General features: G+C 69.2%; 15 protein-coding genes. 7 read left to right on the top strand and 8 right to left on the bottom strand.

Going from position 1 to position 16,088, the window contains the following annotated elements; all coding sequences use genetic code 11:
• Position 1: 1 nt before the first annotated feature.
• The 6 genes from ybeY to hrcA all read right to left on the bottom strand — a co-directional run bounded on the left by ybeY (position 2) and on the right by hrcA (position 5,871).
• Complete coding sequence (ybeY, locus tag ABFT43_RS06070; RefSeq protein ID WP_347959477.1) at positions 2-595, bottom strand: rRNA maturation RNase YbeY; 594 nt, start codon at positions 593-595, stop codon at positions 2-4.
• Positions 592-1,668, bottom strand: coding sequence for a PhoH family protein (locus tag ABFT43_RS06065; RefSeq protein WP_347959476.1), 1,077 nt, complete (start codon positions 1,666-1,668; stop codon positions 592-594). Before ABFT43_RS06065 ends, ybeY begins: the two co-directional genes overlap by 4 nt.
• A gap of 306 nt (positions 1,669-1,974) precedes the next feature.
• The gene (locus ABFT43_RS06060; protein ID WP_347959475.1) at positions 1,975-2,760 is read right to left on the bottom strand and encodes an alpha/beta hydrolase family protein; all 786 of its coding nucleotides are present in this window, start codon (positions 2,758-2,760) and stop codon (positions 1,975-1,977) included.
• Positions 2,757-3,506 (bottom strand): 16S rRNA (uracil(1498)-N(3))-methyltransferase, encoded by a 750-nt coding sequence (locus ABFT43_RS06055; RefSeq protein ID WP_347959474.1) that lies wholly within the window; start codon positions 3,504-3,506, stop codon positions 2,757-2,759. The genes ABFT43_RS06060 and ABFT43_RS06055 overlap by 4 nt, the downstream gene beginning before the upstream one ends.
• Positions 3,503-4,663, bottom strand: a complete 1,161-nt coding sequence (dnaJ, locus tag ABFT43_RS06050) for a molecular chaperone DnaJ (RefSeq protein WP_347959473.1) — start codon at positions 4,661-4,663, stop codon at positions 3,503-3,505. Before dnaJ ends, ABFT43_RS06055 begins: the two co-directional genes overlap by 4 nt.
• Positions 4,664-4,836: 173 nt before the next feature.
• Positions 4,837-5,871, bottom strand: a complete 1,035-nt coding sequence (gene hrcA / locus ABFT43_RS06045; protein ID WP_347959472.1) for a heat-inducible transcriptional repressor HrcA — start codon at positions 5,869-5,871, stop codon at positions 4,837-4,839.
• Positions 5,872-5,977: 106 nt separating this feature from the next.
• On the opposite strand from hrcA, the gene ABFT43_RS06040 reads away from it, so the two are divergent.
• On the top strand, positions 5,978-6,472 hold the full coding sequence (locus ABFT43_RS06040) for a type II toxin-antitoxin system VapB family antitoxin (protein ID WP_347959471.1): 495 nt from the start codon (positions 5,978-5,980) through the stop codon (positions 6,470-6,472).
• 51 nt (positions 6,473-6,523) lie between these two features.
• Here the strand turns inward: ABFT43_RS06040 and hemW are convergent, their stop codons facing one another.
• Complete coding sequence (gene hemW, locus ABFT43_RS06035) at positions 6,524-7,735, bottom strand: radical SAM family heme chaperone HemW (protein ID WP_347959470.1); 1,212 nt, start codon at positions 7,733-7,735, stop codon at positions 6,524-6,526.
• A 334-nt stretch (positions 7,736-8,069) separates the two neighbouring features.
• Here hemW and ABFT43_RS06030 point away from each other — a divergent pair, with 334 nt between their 5' ends.
• Genes ABFT43_RS06030 through ABFT43_RS06010 form a run of 5 tightly spaced genes read left to right on the top strand, consistent with a single transcriptional unit; the run spans position 8,070 to position 13,537 of the window.
• A complete protein-coding gene (locus tag ABFT43_RS06030) occupies positions 8,070-9,839 on the top strand; it encodes a nitrite/sulfite reductase (RefSeq protein ID WP_347959469.1) in 1,770 nt (589 codons plus the stop codon).
• Positions 9,836-10,588, top strand: a complete 753-nt coding sequence (locus tag ABFT43_RS06025) for a phosphoadenylyl-sulfate reductase (RefSeq protein ID WP_347959468.1) — start codon at positions 9,836-9,838, stop codon at positions 10,586-10,588. Before ABFT43_RS06030 ends, ABFT43_RS06025 begins: the two co-directional genes overlap by 4 nt.
• A complete protein-coding gene (cysD, locus tag ABFT43_RS06020) occupies positions 10,570-11,523 on the top strand; it encodes a sulfate adenylyltransferase subunit CysD (protein WP_347959467.1) in 954 nt (317 codons plus the stop codon). The genes ABFT43_RS06025 and cysD overlap by 19 nt, the downstream gene beginning before the upstream one ends.
• Complete coding sequence (locus ABFT43_RS06015; RefSeq protein ID WP_347959466.1) at positions 11,523-12,818, top strand: sulfate adenylyltransferase subunit 1; 1,296 nt, start codon at positions 11,523-11,525, stop codon at positions 12,816-12,818. The genes cysD and ABFT43_RS06015 overlap by 1 nt, the downstream gene beginning before the upstream one ends.
• Positions 12,815-13,537: a sirohydrochlorin chelatase gene (locus ABFT43_RS06010; RefSeq protein WP_347959465.1), complete on the top strand. Its 723-nt coding sequence runs from the start codon at positions 12,815-12,817 to the stop codon at positions 13,535-13,537. The genes ABFT43_RS06015 and ABFT43_RS06010 overlap by 4 nt, the downstream gene beginning before the upstream one ends.
• A gap of 116 nt (positions 13,538-13,653) precedes the next feature.
• Here ABFT43_RS06010 and ABFT43_RS06005 read toward each other — a convergent pair whose 3' ends face one another.
• The gene (locus ABFT43_RS06005) at positions 13,654-13,854 is read right to left on the bottom strand and encodes a hypothetical protein (protein WP_347959464.1); all 201 of its coding nucleotides are present in this window, start codon (positions 13,852-13,854) and stop codon (positions 13,654-13,656) included.
• Positions 13,855-13,938: 84 nt separating this feature from the next.
• On the opposite strand from ABFT43_RS06005, the gene ABFT43_RS06000 reads away from it, so the two are divergent.
• Positions 13,939-15,975 carry a glycoside hydrolase family 15 protein gene (locus ABFT43_RS06000; protein ID WP_457590111.1) on the top strand — a complete coding sequence of 679 codons (2,037 nt, stop codon included), beginning with the start codon at positions 13,939-13,941 and terminating at the stop codon, positions 15,973-15,975.
• The last annotated feature ends 113 nt before the right edge of the window (positions 15,976-16,088 follow it).

The following is a 16,088-nucleotide window of genomic DNA, read 5'->3' as shown; positions in this document are numbered from 1 at the left end:
GTCAGTCCTCCTCGGACCGTCCGGAGAATCCCGGGGCCGTCCCCGTGTCGCCGGTACCGCTCTCGGTCCCGGTGAAGCCGATGTTGGACAGCAACCGCGAATCCCGGTCGGCCAGACGCTGCTCCTGCGCCCGACGGTGCCGGTCGGCGTAGAACGCGTCGAGGATCTCGTTCTGCAGGCCGAACATCTCGCGCTCCTCCTCCGGCTCCGCATGGTCGTAGCCGAGGAGATGCAGCACACCATGAATGGTGAGCATGGCGAGTTCGTGTTCGAAGGACCGTTTGGCCTCACGTGCCTGCTTGCGCGCGAATTCCGGGCACAGCACGATGTCGCCGAGGATGGCCGGTCCGGGTTCGGGGGCGTCGGGCCGCCCGCCCGGGACCAGTTCGTCCATCGGGAAGCTCATGACGTCGGTCGGACCCGGCAGGTCCATCCACTGCACGTGCAGGTCGGCCATGGTGTCCTCGTCGACGCACAGGACCGACAGCAGCGCCGCGGGATTGACGTCCATCGCCGTGATCGCGAAGCGCGCGGCGTCGATGATCAGTTCGGCGGGGACCTCGACGCCCGACTCGTTTGCCAGTTCGATGCTCATGAGCGACGTCCATGGGCCGCGGCACGACGCGCCGCACGGTTGGCGCCGATGCCCGCACCGTTGCGCTCGGACTCCTCCGCGCGACCGTAGGCGTCGACGATGTCGGCGACCAGACGGTGCCGTACGACGTCCTGGCTGGTCAGCCGCGCGAAGTGGATGTCATCGATCCCCTCGAGGATCGCCGTCGCCGACATGAGGCCGCTCTTGGCCCCGCCGGGAAGGTCGACCTGGGTCACGTCGCCGGTCACCACGACCTTCGACCCGAATCCCAGGCGCGTCAGAAACATCTTCATCTGCTCGCCCGTCGTGTTCTGCGCCTCGTCGAGGATGATGAAGGCGTCGTTCAGGGTGCGACCGCGCATGTAGGCCAGCGGCGCCACCTCGATGACGCCCGCGGCCATCAGCTTCGGTATCGCCTCGGGGTCCATCATGTCGTGCAGCGCGTCGTACAGCGGACGCAGGTAGGGGTCGATCTTCTCGTTCAGGGTGCCCGGCAGGAAGCCCAGCCGCTCACCGGCCTCGACCGCGGGACGCGTGAGGATGATGCGGGTGACCGACTTGGCCTGCAGGGCCTGCACGGCCTTCGCCATCGCGAGGTAGGTCTTGCCGGTGCCCGCCGGACCGAGCCCGAACACGATCGTGTGGTTGTCGATGGCGTCGACGTAGTGCTTCTGGTTGAGCGTCTTGGGCCGGATGGTCTTGCCGCGCCGCGACAGGATGTCCAGCGACAGCACCTCGGCCGGGGACTCGTTGCCGCCGTCGGAGAGCATCGACACGCTGTGCCGGACGAGGTCCGGGGTCAGCGGGGTGCCGCGTCCGACGAGATCGGTGAGCTCGGCGACGACCCGCTCGGAGGCCGCGACGTCGGCGGGTTCGCCGGTCAGCGTCACCTGATTACCGCGGACATGGATGTCGGCGGGCAACAGTTGCTCGAGGGTTCGCAGGTTGATGTCACTGGCACCGAGGAGTCCGAACACCACTCCCGGAGAGACTTCGATGGTGGATGTGACCCCAGACCGGCGCGGCTGCGTACGGCTGGATTGCCCGCTCGGATCGGGGTTGGCGTCACTCACGTATGAAATCACTCCTGGTGTCGGCAGTATCGGCAGGTTGCGCCGTCACATCACGAGCCGACACACCCTGTGGTCAGTGTATCGCTATGCAACACGGCATCAGCAGGCAATATTTCGAAGGTCGCCGCCACTGCCTCGGTTCCTCACCGAGTCGCCGGGCCGGATATCGCGCCGAGCACGGCCGGACACCACAGCCGACCGCCGAGCCGGGCGAGCCGGGTTGCCGCCCGACCGTCTCCGAGTTCGGCGCGATACTCCGGGTGGAACGCATCGATGCCGAGGCAGTCGAGCAGAGGTTTCCGGAGATCAGATCCCCAGAACCCGCACCGTCTGCCGCGCACACGCGCTGCGCGGGTCCACGAATGCCTCGTGGCCCTCCCCCGGTACGACGATCAGTTCGGCCGACTGGCCGCGGGCGACCGCGTCCTCCACGTAGCGACGGCTCGACTCCAGCGGGACCAGGTCGTCGGCGTCGCCGTGGATCGCGACGACGTGGGCGTCGAAGACAGGCGCCAGCATCGGCGAGGCCTCCCGGTAGCGGCGCGGCGCCTCGCTGTACGGACGGCCCATGAGATCTCGCAGGGATTGCTTGTCCGCGGCCGAGACCGTGTCGAGCACCGCGGCCTCGGCGACCACGGTGGTGATCCGCGCGGTCTCGGTCCGCGCGCCGAGCCGCCCCGCCGCCCACACCGCGAGGTGCCCACCCGCCGAGTGACCGACGACCCCGACCGTCGAGAAGTCGACCGTCGCGGGATCGATGCCGTGTTCGGCGAGCGCGTCGCGGACCGGCCCGTCGAGTGCACGGATCGCGTCGAGGACATCACGCCCGGTCTCGGGCCAGCCACCACCGGGCTCGCCGACGCGCCGGTACTCGACGTTCCACACCACCGCGCCGCGGCCGGCCATCTCCCGCGCGACGGCGGTCTGGATCGTCGAGGAGTACTCCACCGACCACGAACCACCGTGGATCAGGACGACGACGCGCGCACGTTCCGGGTCGAAGCCCTCCCGCGGGTAGTACAGATGGCCGAATTGCGAGGGCGCGTCACCGTACTCGATCTTGACCCGCCGCACCGGGCATCTACGGGTCATCGGGACCACCGGTCGGTGAGCACGCCGATCGCGCCGAGCGCCACGGCCGCGGCCGCCGCCGTGCGCAACACCTCGGGGCCGAGCACCACCGAGTGCGCGCCGAGGGCGGTCAGGTCGGCGATCTCCGAGTCGTCGAGCCCGCCCTCGGGACCGATGATCAGCACGATCTCCCTCGCGTCGGCCAGCGGCAGTTCGGCGATCGGCCGGGCCGCCTCCTCGTGGAGCACGGCCACCACACCGCCCGCGGCGACCACATCGGCGCAGCGTGCCCGGACGTCGGTCGTCGTCGCGAGATCGGTCACCTCGGGAATCCACGGGCGGCGGCTCTGCTTGGCGGCGGCCGACGCCGCGGCCCGCCACTTCGCGACGCCCTTGTCCGCCTTGCCCGTCCACCGCGCGACGCAGCGCAGCGCCTGCCACGGGACGATCCGGTCGGCACCGGCCTCGGTGGCCAGGTCGACCGCGAGTTCGGACCGGTCGGACTTCGGCAGCGCCTGCACGACGGTCACCTGCGGGGTCGGTCGGGCGCGGAACTCGAGTTCGCGCACCGATGCGACGAGGGTGTCCTTGGAGACGATCTCGCGCACCTCGCAGCCGGCGACCGATCCGGCCCCGTCACCGACCAGGATGCGTTCACCCACCCCGAGCCGTGCGACGGTCACCGCGTGGCGGCCCTCCGGTCCGCCGAGGATCAGATCGGCGCCTGGAGCCGGGACGGAGTCCGCCCAGAAAAGCGGCGGACTCACTTGCCGGCGAAGGCGTTACGGAGTCGCGAGAAGAGTCCGCCCGGTGCCGCGGCGGCCGACGAGTTGACCACCTCGATCTCTTCGTCCGCCACCTTCTTGTACTGCTCGAGCGCCTCGATCTGCGCGTGGTCGAGACGGGTCGGGATCACGACGTCGAGGTGAACATGCAGGGTGCCCCGCACGCCGGAGCTGACGTGCGGCATGCCGTGGCCGCGCAGCTTCACGACCTGACCGGGCTGGGTGCCGGGTGCGATGGACACCGTCACCACGTCGCCCAGGATGGTCTCGACGTCGAACTCGGCGCCGAGCGCGGCGTCGACCATCGGCACCTTCACGGTGCAGTGCAGATCGTCCTTGTCGCGAACGAAGACGTCGTGCGGACGCTCGGTGACCTCGACGTAGAGGTCGCCGGCGGGACCGCCGCCGGGGCCGACCTCGCCCTGGCCGCTGAGCCGGACACGCATGCCGCTCTCGACGCCGGCCGGGATGCGGACGGTCAGGGTGCGCCGCGAGCGGACCCGGCCGTCGCCGCCGCACTTGTGACAGGGGTCGGGGATCACCTCGCCGATACCGTGACAGGTCGGGCACTCGCGGACGGTCATCACCTGGCCGAGGAACGAGCGCTGCACCGACTGGATCTCGCCGGCGCCCTTGCAGGTGTCGCAGGTGGTCGGCTTGCTGTCGCCGTTGGTGCCCGAGCCCTTGCACGCGTCGCACAGGATGGCCGTGTCGACGGTGATCTCCTTGTTGACGCCCTTGGCGCATTCCTCGAGATCGAGCTTCACGCCCACGAGCGCGGGCTCGCCGGGCTGGACACGCGAACGCGGGCCACGGCTCGAACCGAAACCGCCGCCGCCGCCGAACGCGCCGCCGTTGCCGAAGAACGCCTCGAAGACGTCGCCGAAGCCGCCACCGCCGAAACCACCGAAGCCGCCGCCACCGGGGCCGGCCATCGGGTCACCACCCGCGTCGACGATGCGGCGCTTCTCGGGATCGCTCAGTACCTCGTAGGCGGTCTTGACCTCCTTGAACTCGTCCTCCCGGTCGGGGGCGACGTCGGGGTGGAGTTCGCGCGCCTTCTTGCGGTAGGCCCGCTTGATCTCCTGGTCACTGGCGTCCTTGGACACCCCCAGGGTTGCGTAATAGTCACGTGCCACGGTCGTAGTGATCCTTCGGTCTGTTGTTGGCGCCGTTCTCTGCGGCACCCACGCGTCGTGCGCCCCGCGCCTGCGGGCAGCCCGCCGCACGGTTCACACGGGAACCACTCAATTCTGCCGAAAACCCGCCGGTGGTCTTCGCGCGGCGTCCCGCTCGCCCGCCGGGCCTGCGGTCATCGCTCGGCGAGCACCTCGCCGATGTACTTGGCAACGGCCGCCACCGATGCGATGGTTCCCGGATAGTCCATCCGTGTGGGGCCAAGCACTCCGACGCCGCCGAACACGGTTCCCGATGCACCGTACCCTGTCGACACCACCGAGGTCCCACGCAGGTTCTCGGTCTGGGTCTCCTCTCCGATCTGCACTGTGACCTGGCCCATCTGCTGTGAATGGGCGAGGATCTTCAAGACCACCACCTGTTCCTCGAGCGCCTCGAGGACCGAATCCATGCCGCCCACGGTCGGGGTGAAGTCGGCGGCCGATTTCGCCAGGTTCGACGTGCCGCCGAGCACGAGCCGATCGTCGCCGCGCTCGACGAGGGTCTCCACGAGCACCGTCGCGATGTTCATCACGGAGGCGCGCAGGTCCTGGGGCGCGTCGTTGGCCAGTTCCGCCACCGCGGCCGAGGCCTCGGCGAGCCGCTTGCCGTGAAGGGCGGCGGAGAACAGGTCCCGCATGCGGGCGATGTCGTCGTCGGAGTGCTCCTCGTTCAGCACGACCATCCGCTGTTCGACACGCCCGTTGTCGACGATCACCACGAGCAGCAACCGGGAGGGGGACAGCGTCACCATCTCGAGATGACGGACCCGCGCGGCAGACAGGACGGGGTACTGGATGATCGCGACCTGGCGGGTGAGCTTGGCCAGCAGCTTCACCGAGCGCCGCAGCGCGTCGTCGAGGTCGACGCTGCCGTCGAGCACGGAGATGATCGCGCGTCGTTCGGCCGCCGAGAGGGGCTTGATCTCGCTGATCCGGTCCACGAACAGGCGGTACCCCTTGTCGGTGGGTACACGCCCCGAACTCGTGTGGGGCTGGGTGATGTAGCCCTCGGCCTCCAGCACCGCCATGTCATTACGGACCGTGGCGCTGGAAACGCCCAGCTTGTGACGGTCGACCAGGGCCTTCGACCCGATGGGTTCCTGCGTCGCGACGTAGTCCTCGACGATCGCGCGGAGGATCTCGAACCGGCGCTCCTCGGTCGCTGACACCCGGCAACACCTCCCTGATTCGAGTCCCTGGCTGCGGGCTGGGCCATACAGTGGCCCAGACCTCATACTGGATACATTCAATAGTACGAAACGAGCGCGGAGTCCCATGATCTTCAAAGGGGTGCGGGAGGGTAAGCCCTATCCCGACCACGGTTTGTCTGCGCGCGGCTGGGCCAAGATCCCGCCCCGCCAGCTGCGCCTCGACCAGCTGACCACACTCACCAGGGTGCTCGCACTCGACAAGCTGCTCAGCGAGGATTCCACCTTCTACGGCGACCTGTTCGCGCACGTCGTCCGCTGGGAGGGCGAGCTGTACCTGGAGGACGGACTCCACCGCGCGGTGCGCTCGGCCCTGCGGAACCGGAACATCATCCACGCCCGCACCCTCGACCTCGACGCCCTCGACCTCTCGGAGGGAGCCCGCCCGCTCGAGGAGCAACTCGAGGACAACCCCGACCCGCCGCAGCGCCGCCCGACACCGGAGACCCGGGAGATCCCGCGGCAGCCCCAGCCCGGCGACGACCCGAGCGGACGCGGCGCCCATCGCCGGGCACGTTCGACCGGCTGGACGAGCCCCGTCCGGCCGGAACGCCCCTGGTGAGGCGCCGGTTGCCTCCGCAGGCCGCCCACGGGGCCGGCCGTGCGGGCCGGGTCAGCCCCAGAGCACCCGGCGGATCACCCCGTCGGCCAGCAGGCGTCCGGAGTCGCTGAGGACGTATGCGGTCTCGGTCGATTCGAAAAGGCCATCCGCACAGAGCTTCTCGGCGTTCGCCCGCTCGGCGTCGTCGAGGATGCGCCGCGGCAGGCCGGACCGCAGGCGCGTGGTGAGCATGACCTCCTCCACGTGACGGTCCTCGGCACCGAGTTCCTCCGCCGAGGCCGCCGGCAGCGCCCCGTCGCCGAGTGTCTTCGCGTAACGGGCGGGATGCTTGACGTTCCACCAGCGCACGCCGTTGACATGCGAGTGGGCGCCGGGGCCGATCCCCCACCAGTCATGGCTTTGCCAGTACGCGAGGTTGTGCCGGCACGCGCCCGCCTCGTCGAGCGCCCAGTTCGACACCTCGTACCAGCCGAATCCGTTGGCGCTCAAGCGATCGTCGAGAATCTGGTAGCGGTCGGCGAGAACGTCGTCGTCGGGGGCGGGCATCTCGCCGCGGCGGATGCGTCGCGCCAGGGCGGTGCCGTCCTCGACGATCAGCGCGTACGCCGAGACGTGGTCGACGCCCGCGGACAGCACCGCGTCGACGCTGCCGTGGAGATCGGCGTCGGCCTCGCCGGGAGTGCCGTAGATGAGGTCGAGGTTGACGTGGTCGAACCCGGCGGCGCGCGCCTCCCGCGCCGCGGCCACCGCCCGGCCCGGCGTGTGCACCCGGTCGAGGATGCGCAACACGTGTTGCGCCGCGGACTGCATGCCGAGCGAGATGCGGGTGTAGCCGGCCTCACGGAGACGGGCGAAGAACTCCGGCGACGTCGACTCGGGGTTCGCTTCGGTGGTGACCTCCGCGTCGTCGGCGAGGTCGAAGTTCGCGCGCACGGTGTCGAGGAGTCGGGTGAGACCGTCGGCGCCGAGCAGCGACGGGGTTCCGCCACCGACGAAGATGGTCGACACCCTCCGCGACGGCCGCAGCAACCGCGCCGCGGCCTCGAGTTCCACCGCCACGGCGTCCTGCCAGGACTCCGGCGAGGACGACGAGCCGAGTTCACCGGCGGTGTAGGTGTTGAAGTCGCAGTAGCCGCAGCGGGTCGCACAGAACGGAACGTGCAGGTACAGCCCGAACGGCACCTCGGCGTCGACGTCGGCGCACGCCTTCGGGATGAGCTCGTGGGCGGGCTCGGGTGCGGGTGCTTCGCTGTCGACCTTCACCTGTCCATCATGCCGCCCGGGAACAACCGGGGCTCCCGTGGCCTTGCAGAAAGCAGCACCGGGCCGACCGCACCGGTTTCCATCATCGTGATGGAAAATAACCCCAAGTAGACGAGGCGACGATGGACGTGGCACTATGGAGCCCGTGATTTTTCCCGGGGTGTGGCTCGCAGCGCGTCGCCACATTGATCTCAAGCGCGTGAACAGCGCTTTCTGTCGCGTCTAGCGACGTTTCGGCCCCGAATGGTCCCCATCTGCGGGGATGCCGGCACGTTCCAGCCCACTTTTCGTGCGTAGAACGCCGGCGATCGCGTGCGCCGGCACAGGAGATCTGATGACGTCCACAACCGATGCCCCAGCAGTGCCCGATGCGGTTCCCGCCGCCCCGGCACCCGAGAAGAACGCCGGGAACACCGGCGACAAGCGTGCCCGTCCGGCCCGCAAGGCGCGTCCGGCCAAGCGCCGCGCCGAAGGTCAGTGGAAGCTCGGCTATCGCGAGCCGCTGAACCCGAACGAGCAGGTCAAGAAGGACGACAACCCCCTCAACGTCCGCGCCCGCATCGAGAACATCTACTCCAAGCAGGGGTTCGACTCGATCGACAAGCAGGACCTGCGCGGCCGGATGCGCTGGTGGGGCCTGTACACCCAGCGCGCCCAGGGCTACGACGGCACCTGGACCGGCGACGAGAACATCGACATCCTCGAGGACAAGCACTTCATGATGCGCGTCCGGTGTGACGCCGGCGCGCTCAACGTCGCACAGTTGCGCACCCTCGGCGAGATCTCGACCGAGTTCGCCCGCGACACCGCCGACCTCTCCGATCGCGAGAACGTCCAGTATCACTGGATCCGCATCGAGGACGTCCCCACCATCTGGGAGCGCCTCGAGGGCGTCGGCCTGAAGACCACCGAGGCGTGCGGCGACTGCCCCCGCGTCGTGCTGGGTTCACCTCTCGCCGGCGAGTCCTTCGACGAGGTCCTCGACCCCACCCCGGCGATCGACGAGATCGTGCGTCGCTACATCGGCGACCCGCAGTACTCGAACCTGCCGCGCAAGTTCAAGACCGCGATCTCCGGCCAGCAGGACGTGGTGCACGAGATCAACGACGTCGCCTTCATCGGCGTCGTCCACCCCGAGCACGGTCCCGGTCTCGACCTCTGGGTCGGCGGCGGCCTGTCGACCAATCCCATGCTCGCCCAGCGCGTCGGCGCGTGGGTCCCGCTCGACGAGGTGCCCGACGTCTGGGAGGGCGTGGTCGCGTTGTTCCGCGACTACGGATACCGACGCCTGCGCTCCAAGGCGCGCCTGAAGTTCCTCGTCAAGGACTGGGGCATCGAGAAGTTCCGGCAGGTCCTCGAGGACGAGTACCTCGGCCGCAAGCTGATCGACGGCCCGGCGCCGGAGAGGCCCGAACGCCCGATCGACCACATCGGCGTGCAGAAGCTGCGCAACGGCCTCAACGCCGTCGGTTTTTCTCCCATCGCCGGCCGCGTGTCCGGCACCATCCTGACCAAGACCGCCGAGGCGGTCGCCGCCGTCGGTTCCGATCGCGTGCGGTTCACCCCGTACCAGAAGCTGATCGTGCTCGACGTGCCGGACGACAAGGTCGAGTGGCTCATCGACGAGCTCAAACCGCTCGGCCTGCACGCACGTCCGTCGCAGTGGCGCCGGAACCTGTTGGCGTGCAGCGGCATCGAGTTCTGCAAGCTGTCGTTCACCGAGACCCGCAAGCGGTCGCAGGTCCTGGCCCCCGAGCTGGAGGAGCGTCTCGCCGACATCAACGCGAAGCTCGACGTGCCGATCACGGTGAACATCAACGGCTGCCCCAACTCGTGCGGCCGGTCGCAGATCGCCGACATCGGCTTCAAGGGCCAACTCGTCGAGGACGCCGACGGCAACGTCACCGAGGGCTTTCAGGTCCACCTGGGCGGAAGCCTCGGCCTGGACTCGGGATTCGGCCGCAAACTCCGCCAGCACAAGGTGCTCTCCACCGAGCTCGGCGACTACATCGAACGCGTGGTCCGCAATTTCGTGGAACAGCGAGAAGAGGGCGAACGGTTCGCACAGTGGGCCGTCCGCGCCGATGAGGAGGCTCTGCGATGACCATCAGCACCACCGAGACCGCCACCGGCCGACGGCACAGCGAGGACGAGCTCCGCGCGATCGCCGCGCAGGGAGCCGCCGACCTGGGTCCCGACGCCACCCCGGAGGAACTGATCCGGTGGACGGCGGAGACCTTCGGCCCCAACTTCGTCGTGGCGTCGAACATGCAGGACGCGGTGCTCGTCGACCTCGCGGTCAAGAACGTCGACCGTGAACTCCTCGGCGGTGCGCCGGTGAAGGTCCTGTTCCTCGACACCGGGTACCACTTCGCCGAGACCATCGGCACCCGCGACGCGGTCGAGCAGGTGTATGGGGTGGAACTGATCAACCTCACCCCCGAGCACAGCGTCGCCGAGCAGGACGAGCTGCTGGGCCGCAACCTGTTCGCCCGGGATCCCGGCGAGTGCTGCCGCCTGCGCAAGGTCGTCCCGCTCAAGGCCGGGCTCACCGGCTACGACGCCTGGATCACCGGCATCCGCCGAGTGGAGGCGCCGACACGCGCCAACGCTCCGCTGATCTCCTTCGACGAGGCCTTCGGCCTGGTGAAGATCAACCCGATCGCCCCGTGGTCCGACGAGCAGATGCAGGACTACATCGACTCCCACGGCGTGCTGGTCAACCCGCTGGTCGACGAGGGCTACCCGTCGATCGGCTGCGCCCCGTGCACCGCCAAACCCGAACCCGGATCCGATCCGCGCAGTGGCCGCTGGGCCGGCCGCGCCAAGACAGAATGTGGGCTCCACGCATGACCGTCACCGAACCCTCGCCCGTCCGCGACACCGCGGCCGACGACGACTTCTCCACCCTCGACGCGCTCGAGTCGGAGGCCATCCACATCTTCCGCGAGGTGGCCGGCGAGTTCGAGCGGCCGGTGATCCTGTTCTCCGGCGGCAAGGACTCCACCGTCCTGCTGCACGTCGCGCTCAAGGCGTTCTGGCCTGCGCCGCTTCCCTTCTCGCTGCTGCACGTCGACACCGGGCACAACCTGCCCGAGGTCCTCGAGTTCCGGGACCAGGTCGTCGAGCGTCACAACCTGCGCCTGCACGTCGCCTCGGTCGAGGAGTACCTCGCCGACGGCCGGCTCACCGAGCGCCCCGACGGCGTGCGCAATCCGCTGCAGACCATCCCGTTGCTCGACGCCATCACCGAGAACCGCTTCGACGCGGTCTTCGGGGGCGGCCGCCGCGACGAGGAGCGGTCGCGCGCCAAGGAGCGGATCTTCTCGCTGCGCAACGCCTTCGGCCAGTGGGACCCGAAGCGTCAGCGTCCCGAGCTGTGGAACCTCTACAACGGCCGGCACGCGCCGGGCGAACACGTGCGCGTGTTCCCGCTGTCGAACTGGACCGAGCTGGACGTGTGGCGCTACATCACCCGCGAGCAGGTCCTGCTCCCGCCGATCTATTACGCCCACGAACGCGACGTGTTCCTGCGCGACGGCATGTGGATGACCCCCGGTGTCTGGGGCGGCCCGCGCGAGGGCGAAGTGCTGGAACGCCGTTGGGTGCGCTACCGCACCGTCGGCGACGGCTCGTCGACCGGAGCCGTGCTGTCCGAGGCACGCACCAACGAAGAGGTGCTGGCCGAGGTCGCCGCCTCCCGACTGACCGAACGCGGCGCCACCCGCGGCGACGACCGGGTCTCCGAGGCCGCCATGGAAGACCGCAAGCGCGAAGGATATTTCTGATGAGCCACGCCCCCGACCTCCTCCGCATCGCCACCGCGGGCAGCGTCGACGACGGCAAGTCGACGCTCGTCGGCCGGCTGCTGTACGACACGAAATCCGTTCTGGCCGACCAGATCGACGCCGTCACCAAGGCCTCGGTGGACCGCGGCCTCGACACCCCGGACCTCTCGCTGCTGGTCGACGGCCTGCGCGCCGAGCGCGAGCAGGGCATCACCATCGACGTGGCGTACCGCTACTTCGCCACGCCCGCAAGGTCTTTCGTGCTCGCCGACACACCGGGACACGTCCAGTACACCCGCAACACCGTGTCCGGCGCCTCGACCGCCCAGTTGGTGATCCTGCTCGTCGACGCACGCAACGGCGTCGTCGCCCAGACCCGTCGCCACGCCGCCGTCATGGCGCTGCTCGGTGTGCCGCAGCTCGTGCTGGCGGTCAACAAGATCGACCTCGTCGACGACGCGGCCACGGTGTTCGCCGAGATCTCCGCGGAGTTCGGTGAACTCACCCGCTCGCTCGGCTGGTCCGACGAGCAGGTCACCGCGATCCCGGTGTCGGCGCTACACGGCGACAACATCGCCAAGCGGTCGGAGAACACCCCGTTCTACGACGGCCCGACCCTCATCGAGCACCTCGAGACCGTGCCGAACCTGACCGAGCGCGCGCCGGTCGGCCTGCGTTTCCCGGTGCAGTACGTGATCCGTCCGCGCACCCCGGAGTACCCCGACTACCGCGGCTACGCCGGGCAGATCGCGGCCGGACGTGTCACCGTCGGCGACGAGATCGTCGTCCTGCCCTCGGGGCAGCGCACCACGGTCAGCGGCATCGACACCGCCGACGGCCCGCTCGGCACCGCGCACACCGGCCGCAGCGTCACCCTGCTGCTCGCCGACGACGTGGACATCTCGCGCGGTGACCTGATCGCCGCGGTCGGCGATGCGCCGGAGCCGATCCAGCAGTTCACCGCGACCGTGTGCTGGCTGGCCGAGAAGCCGCTGCGCCCGGGCGCGCGGCTGCTCCTCAAGCACGGCACCAAGACCACCCAGGCCATCGTCGGCGGGCTCGACGCCCTCTTCGACGAGCAGAACCTGGCGCTGGTCGACGCCCCGGAGACGGTGGAGCTCAACCAGATCGTGCGGATCACCGTCCAGACGGCCGAGCCCATCCCGGCCGACGACTACCAGGTGAACCGCGAGTCGGGCAGCTTCCTGCTGATCGACCCGCAGGGCGGCAACACACTGGCCGCCGGCCTCGTCGGTGACGCGCTCGCGCCGCTGCATCTCAAAGAGCTGGTGTGAACCCGACGCTCGTCCTCGTCGCACACGGCAGCCGCGATCCACGCTTCGGCGTGACCGCGCGTCGGGTGCGCGACGCCGTCGTGGCGAACCTCCCGGACGTGGAGGTCGAGCTGTCCTATCTCGATCTCGACGAGCCGCTCGTCGGTGACGTGCTCGACCGGGTCGGCGACGACACGATCGTGGTCCCGTTGCTGTTGTCGTCGGGCTATCACCACAAGATCGACCTCCCCGCGATCATCGCCGAGCACCGGCCGTTCGCCCATCAGACCGAGGTCATCGGCACCCGGCCGCTGGCCGCCGCGCTCGCGGACCGTCTGCGCGAGGCCGGGCTCGACGACCGTGACGGCGTGATCCTGGCCGCGGTGGGTTCGTCCGACGAATCGGCCGACCTCCACGTCCGGCGCCGTGCCATCGAGCTGTCGACGCGTCTGCACCGACCGGTGGAGGTGGTCTTCGCCACCAAGCTGGGCGCGGGTGGACGGGCGCTGCGGTCGGCGGTGCGCCGGCTGCGTACGGCCGGTGCCGAGCGCATCGCGCTCAGCCCCTACTTCCTGTCGACGGGGCTGCTCATCGAGAAGGTCGAGACGGCCCTCGACACGATGGCGGACAGCACCCTCGTCGCGGGCCCGCTGGGCGCACACCAGGACGTCGTCGACGGGATCTGCGCCTTGTATCGGACGGCGGCGATTGAGCGTGCGATCAGCGTCACCCGGTGGTGACCCCCACACCCGTCCCGGCTCCCACCGGGCACGAACTCACATCGTCACGAGCCAGGCGATGATCACGAGGATCAGGAGCGCGAGCAGGGCCACGGTGACCGGCGAGCGCATCAGTTTCACAGTCCGGTCCCATCGTCGTCGGCGAAGCGGCGGCGGTCGAGGATGTCGGCCGCGAGGTCCACGAGGAGATTGAGCACGTAGGCGATCAGGATCGCCACGGGGATCACCACGGCGACCGTGACCAGCAGCTGCGGCACGAAGGACAGGCCGGTCAGCCACTCCTCCACGCCGTCCCACCAGTCGAAGAACGCCGTCACGTCATCTCCCCGTCCATCCGATTCGGTTCATCCGCGTGCTCGGTCCGGCGGACCGAGTGGCGTCGGACAGCGCCCGTGGCAATGATAGTTGCCATGTCGACCGCAGATGACTCCACCGTAACGTCCTTGCCGTCCGCCACCGGCCACCGGGCCGGGGGCGCCGACACCGACGTTGCACGAGTCAGCAACCCGGATGCCGCGCCGATCCCGCCGACCTCACCGTCTCATCGCAGCGCCTTTCCACCCATCGGCGACTACGCCTTCCTCTCCGACACGGAGACCAACTGCCTCATCGCGCGCAACGGCTCGGTGGAGTGGATGTGCATCCCCCGGCCGGACTCGCCGAGCGTGTTCGGCGCGATCCTCGACCGCAGCGCGGGACACTTCCGGCTCGCGCCCTACGGCGTCAACGTCCCGGTCGACCGCCGATACCTCCCCGGCAGCCTGATGGTCGAGACCACCTGGCAGACCGACACCGGCTGGATCATCGTGCGCGACGCCCTCGTCATGGGTCCGTGGCACGACACCGAGCGGCGTTCGCGCACCCACCGCCGCACCCCGACCGACTGGGACGCCGAGCACGTGCTGCTGCGCACGGTTCGCTGCGTGTCGGGCACGGTCGAGCTCCACATGAGCTGCGAACCGGCCTTCGACTACCACCGCGGCACCACCAAGTGGGAATACACCGGCCCGGCCTACGGCGAGGCGATCGCGACGGCGCGTGACACCGACGCCGACACGCCCATTCTGAAACTCACCACCGACCTCCGACTCGGTCTGGAGGGCCGCGAGGCCCGCGCACGCACCCGTCTCGTGGAGGGCGACAACCGCTTCGTCGCGCTCAGCTGGTCACGCCATCCTGCACCGCAGAACTGGGACGAGGCCTCCCACAAGATGTGGACCACCAGTGAGGCGTGGCGGCAGTGGATCAACATCGGTTCCTTCCCGGATCACCCGTGGCGCACCCATCTCCAGCGGTCGGCGTTGACCCTCAAGGGACTCACCTACTCCCCGACCGGCGCACTGCTCGCCGCCGCGACCACATCGCTGCCCGAAACGCCTCAGGGAGAACGGAACTGGGACTACCGATACGCGTGGGTGCGGGACTCCACCTTCGCGCTGTGGGGCCTGTACACCCTCGGCCTCGACCGTGAGGCCGACGACTTCTTCTCCTTCATCGCCGACGTCTCCGGCATCACCAACGGGGAACGCCATCCGTTGCAGGTGATGTACGGCGTCGGCGGCGAGCGCACCCTCGAGGAGGAGGAACTCACCCACCTCTCCGGATACGACGGCGCGCGGCCGGTCCGCATCGGCAACGGCGCGTACAACCAACGACAGCACGACATCTGGGGCACGATGCTGGACTCGGTGTACCTGCACATCAAGTCCCACGAGGCGGTCCCGGAGACACTCTGGCCGGTGCTGAAGGCACAGGTCGAGGAGGCCATCGAGCACTGGCGCGAACCCGACCGCGGCATCTGGGAGGTGCGCGGCGAGCCGCAGCACTTCACCTCGTCGAAGGTGATGTGCTGGGTGGCGCTCGATCGTGGTGCGCGGCTGGCGCTGATGCACGGCGAGGCCAAGCACGCCCGAGAGTGGGCGGCGATCGCCGAGGAGATCAAGGCCGACGTGTTGGCCCACGGCGTCAACGAGCGCGGCGTGTTCACCCAGCGCTACGGCGACGACGCCCTCGACGCCTCCCTGCTGCTCGTACCGCTGCTGCGGTTCCTGCCGCCCGACGATCATCGCGTCCGCGCAACGGTTCTCGCGATCGCCGACGAGCTCACCGAGAACGGCCTGGTGCTGCGCTACCGGGTGGAGGAGACCGACGACGGCCTCACCGGCGAAGAGGGCACGTTCACGATCTGCTCGTTCTGGCTGGTGTCGGCGCTCGTCGAGATCGGTGAACTGCCGCGGGCGAAGGCGCTGTGCGAGAGGCTGCTCTCCTACTCGAGCCCGCTGAAACTGTATGCCGAGGAGATCGACGCGAAGACCGGTCAGCACCTCGGGAACTTCCCGCAGGCATTCACCCACCTGGCATTGATCAACGCGGTCATGCACGTGATCCGCGCCGAAGAGGCCGAGCACCAGGCGACGTTCCAGCCGGCCAACCACTGAACTCCGGACGGCCGACGAAACCCGCCGCCGAACTCCGCCCGCCGTACCGGGGCCGTCGACATGTCGTCGTCGGCGCTCCGCCGGAGGGCCGATCCCGGTGGCGGTTCGGCTCC

Source organism: Gordonia aurantiaca (genome assembly GCF_039939235.1).
Lineage (GTDB): Bacteria > Actinomycetota > Actinomycetes > Mycobacteriales > Mycobacteriaceae > Gordonia.
The sequence above is the reverse complement of the archived record's forward strand: the minus strand, read 5'-3'. Positions and strand labels throughout refer to the sequence as shown.

Bases quoted from the DNA above. Each gene is read 5' to 3' on its own strand.
- ABFT43_RS06040 (WP_347959471.1), top strand. From the start codon at position 5,978: ATGATCTTCAAAGGGGTGCGGGAGGGTAAGCCCTATCCCGACCACGGT.
- ABFT43_RS06030 (WP_347959469.1), top strand. From the start codon at position 8,070: ATGACGTCCACAACCGATGCCCCAGCAGTGCCCGATGCGGTTCCCGCC.
- ABFT43_RS06025 (WP_347959468.1), top strand. From the start codon at position 9,836: ATGACCATCAGCACCACCGAGACCGCCACCGGCCGACGGCACAGCGAG.
- ABFT43_RS06060 (WP_347959475.1), bottom strand. From the start codon at position 2,760: ATGACCCGTAGATGCCCGGTGCGGCGGGTCAAGATCGAGTACGGTGAC.
- ybeY (WP_347959477.1), bottom strand. From the start codon at position 595: ATGAGCATCGAACTGGCAAACGAGTCGGGCGTCGAGGTCCCCGCCGAA.
- ABFT43_RS06015 (WP_347959466.1), top strand. From the start codon at position 11,523: ATGAGCCACGCCCCCGACCTCCTCCGCATCGCCACCGCGGGCAGCGTC.
- cysD (WP_347959467.1), top strand. From the start codon at position 10,570: ATGTGGGCTCCACGCATGACCGTCACCGAACCCTCGCCCGTCCGCGAC.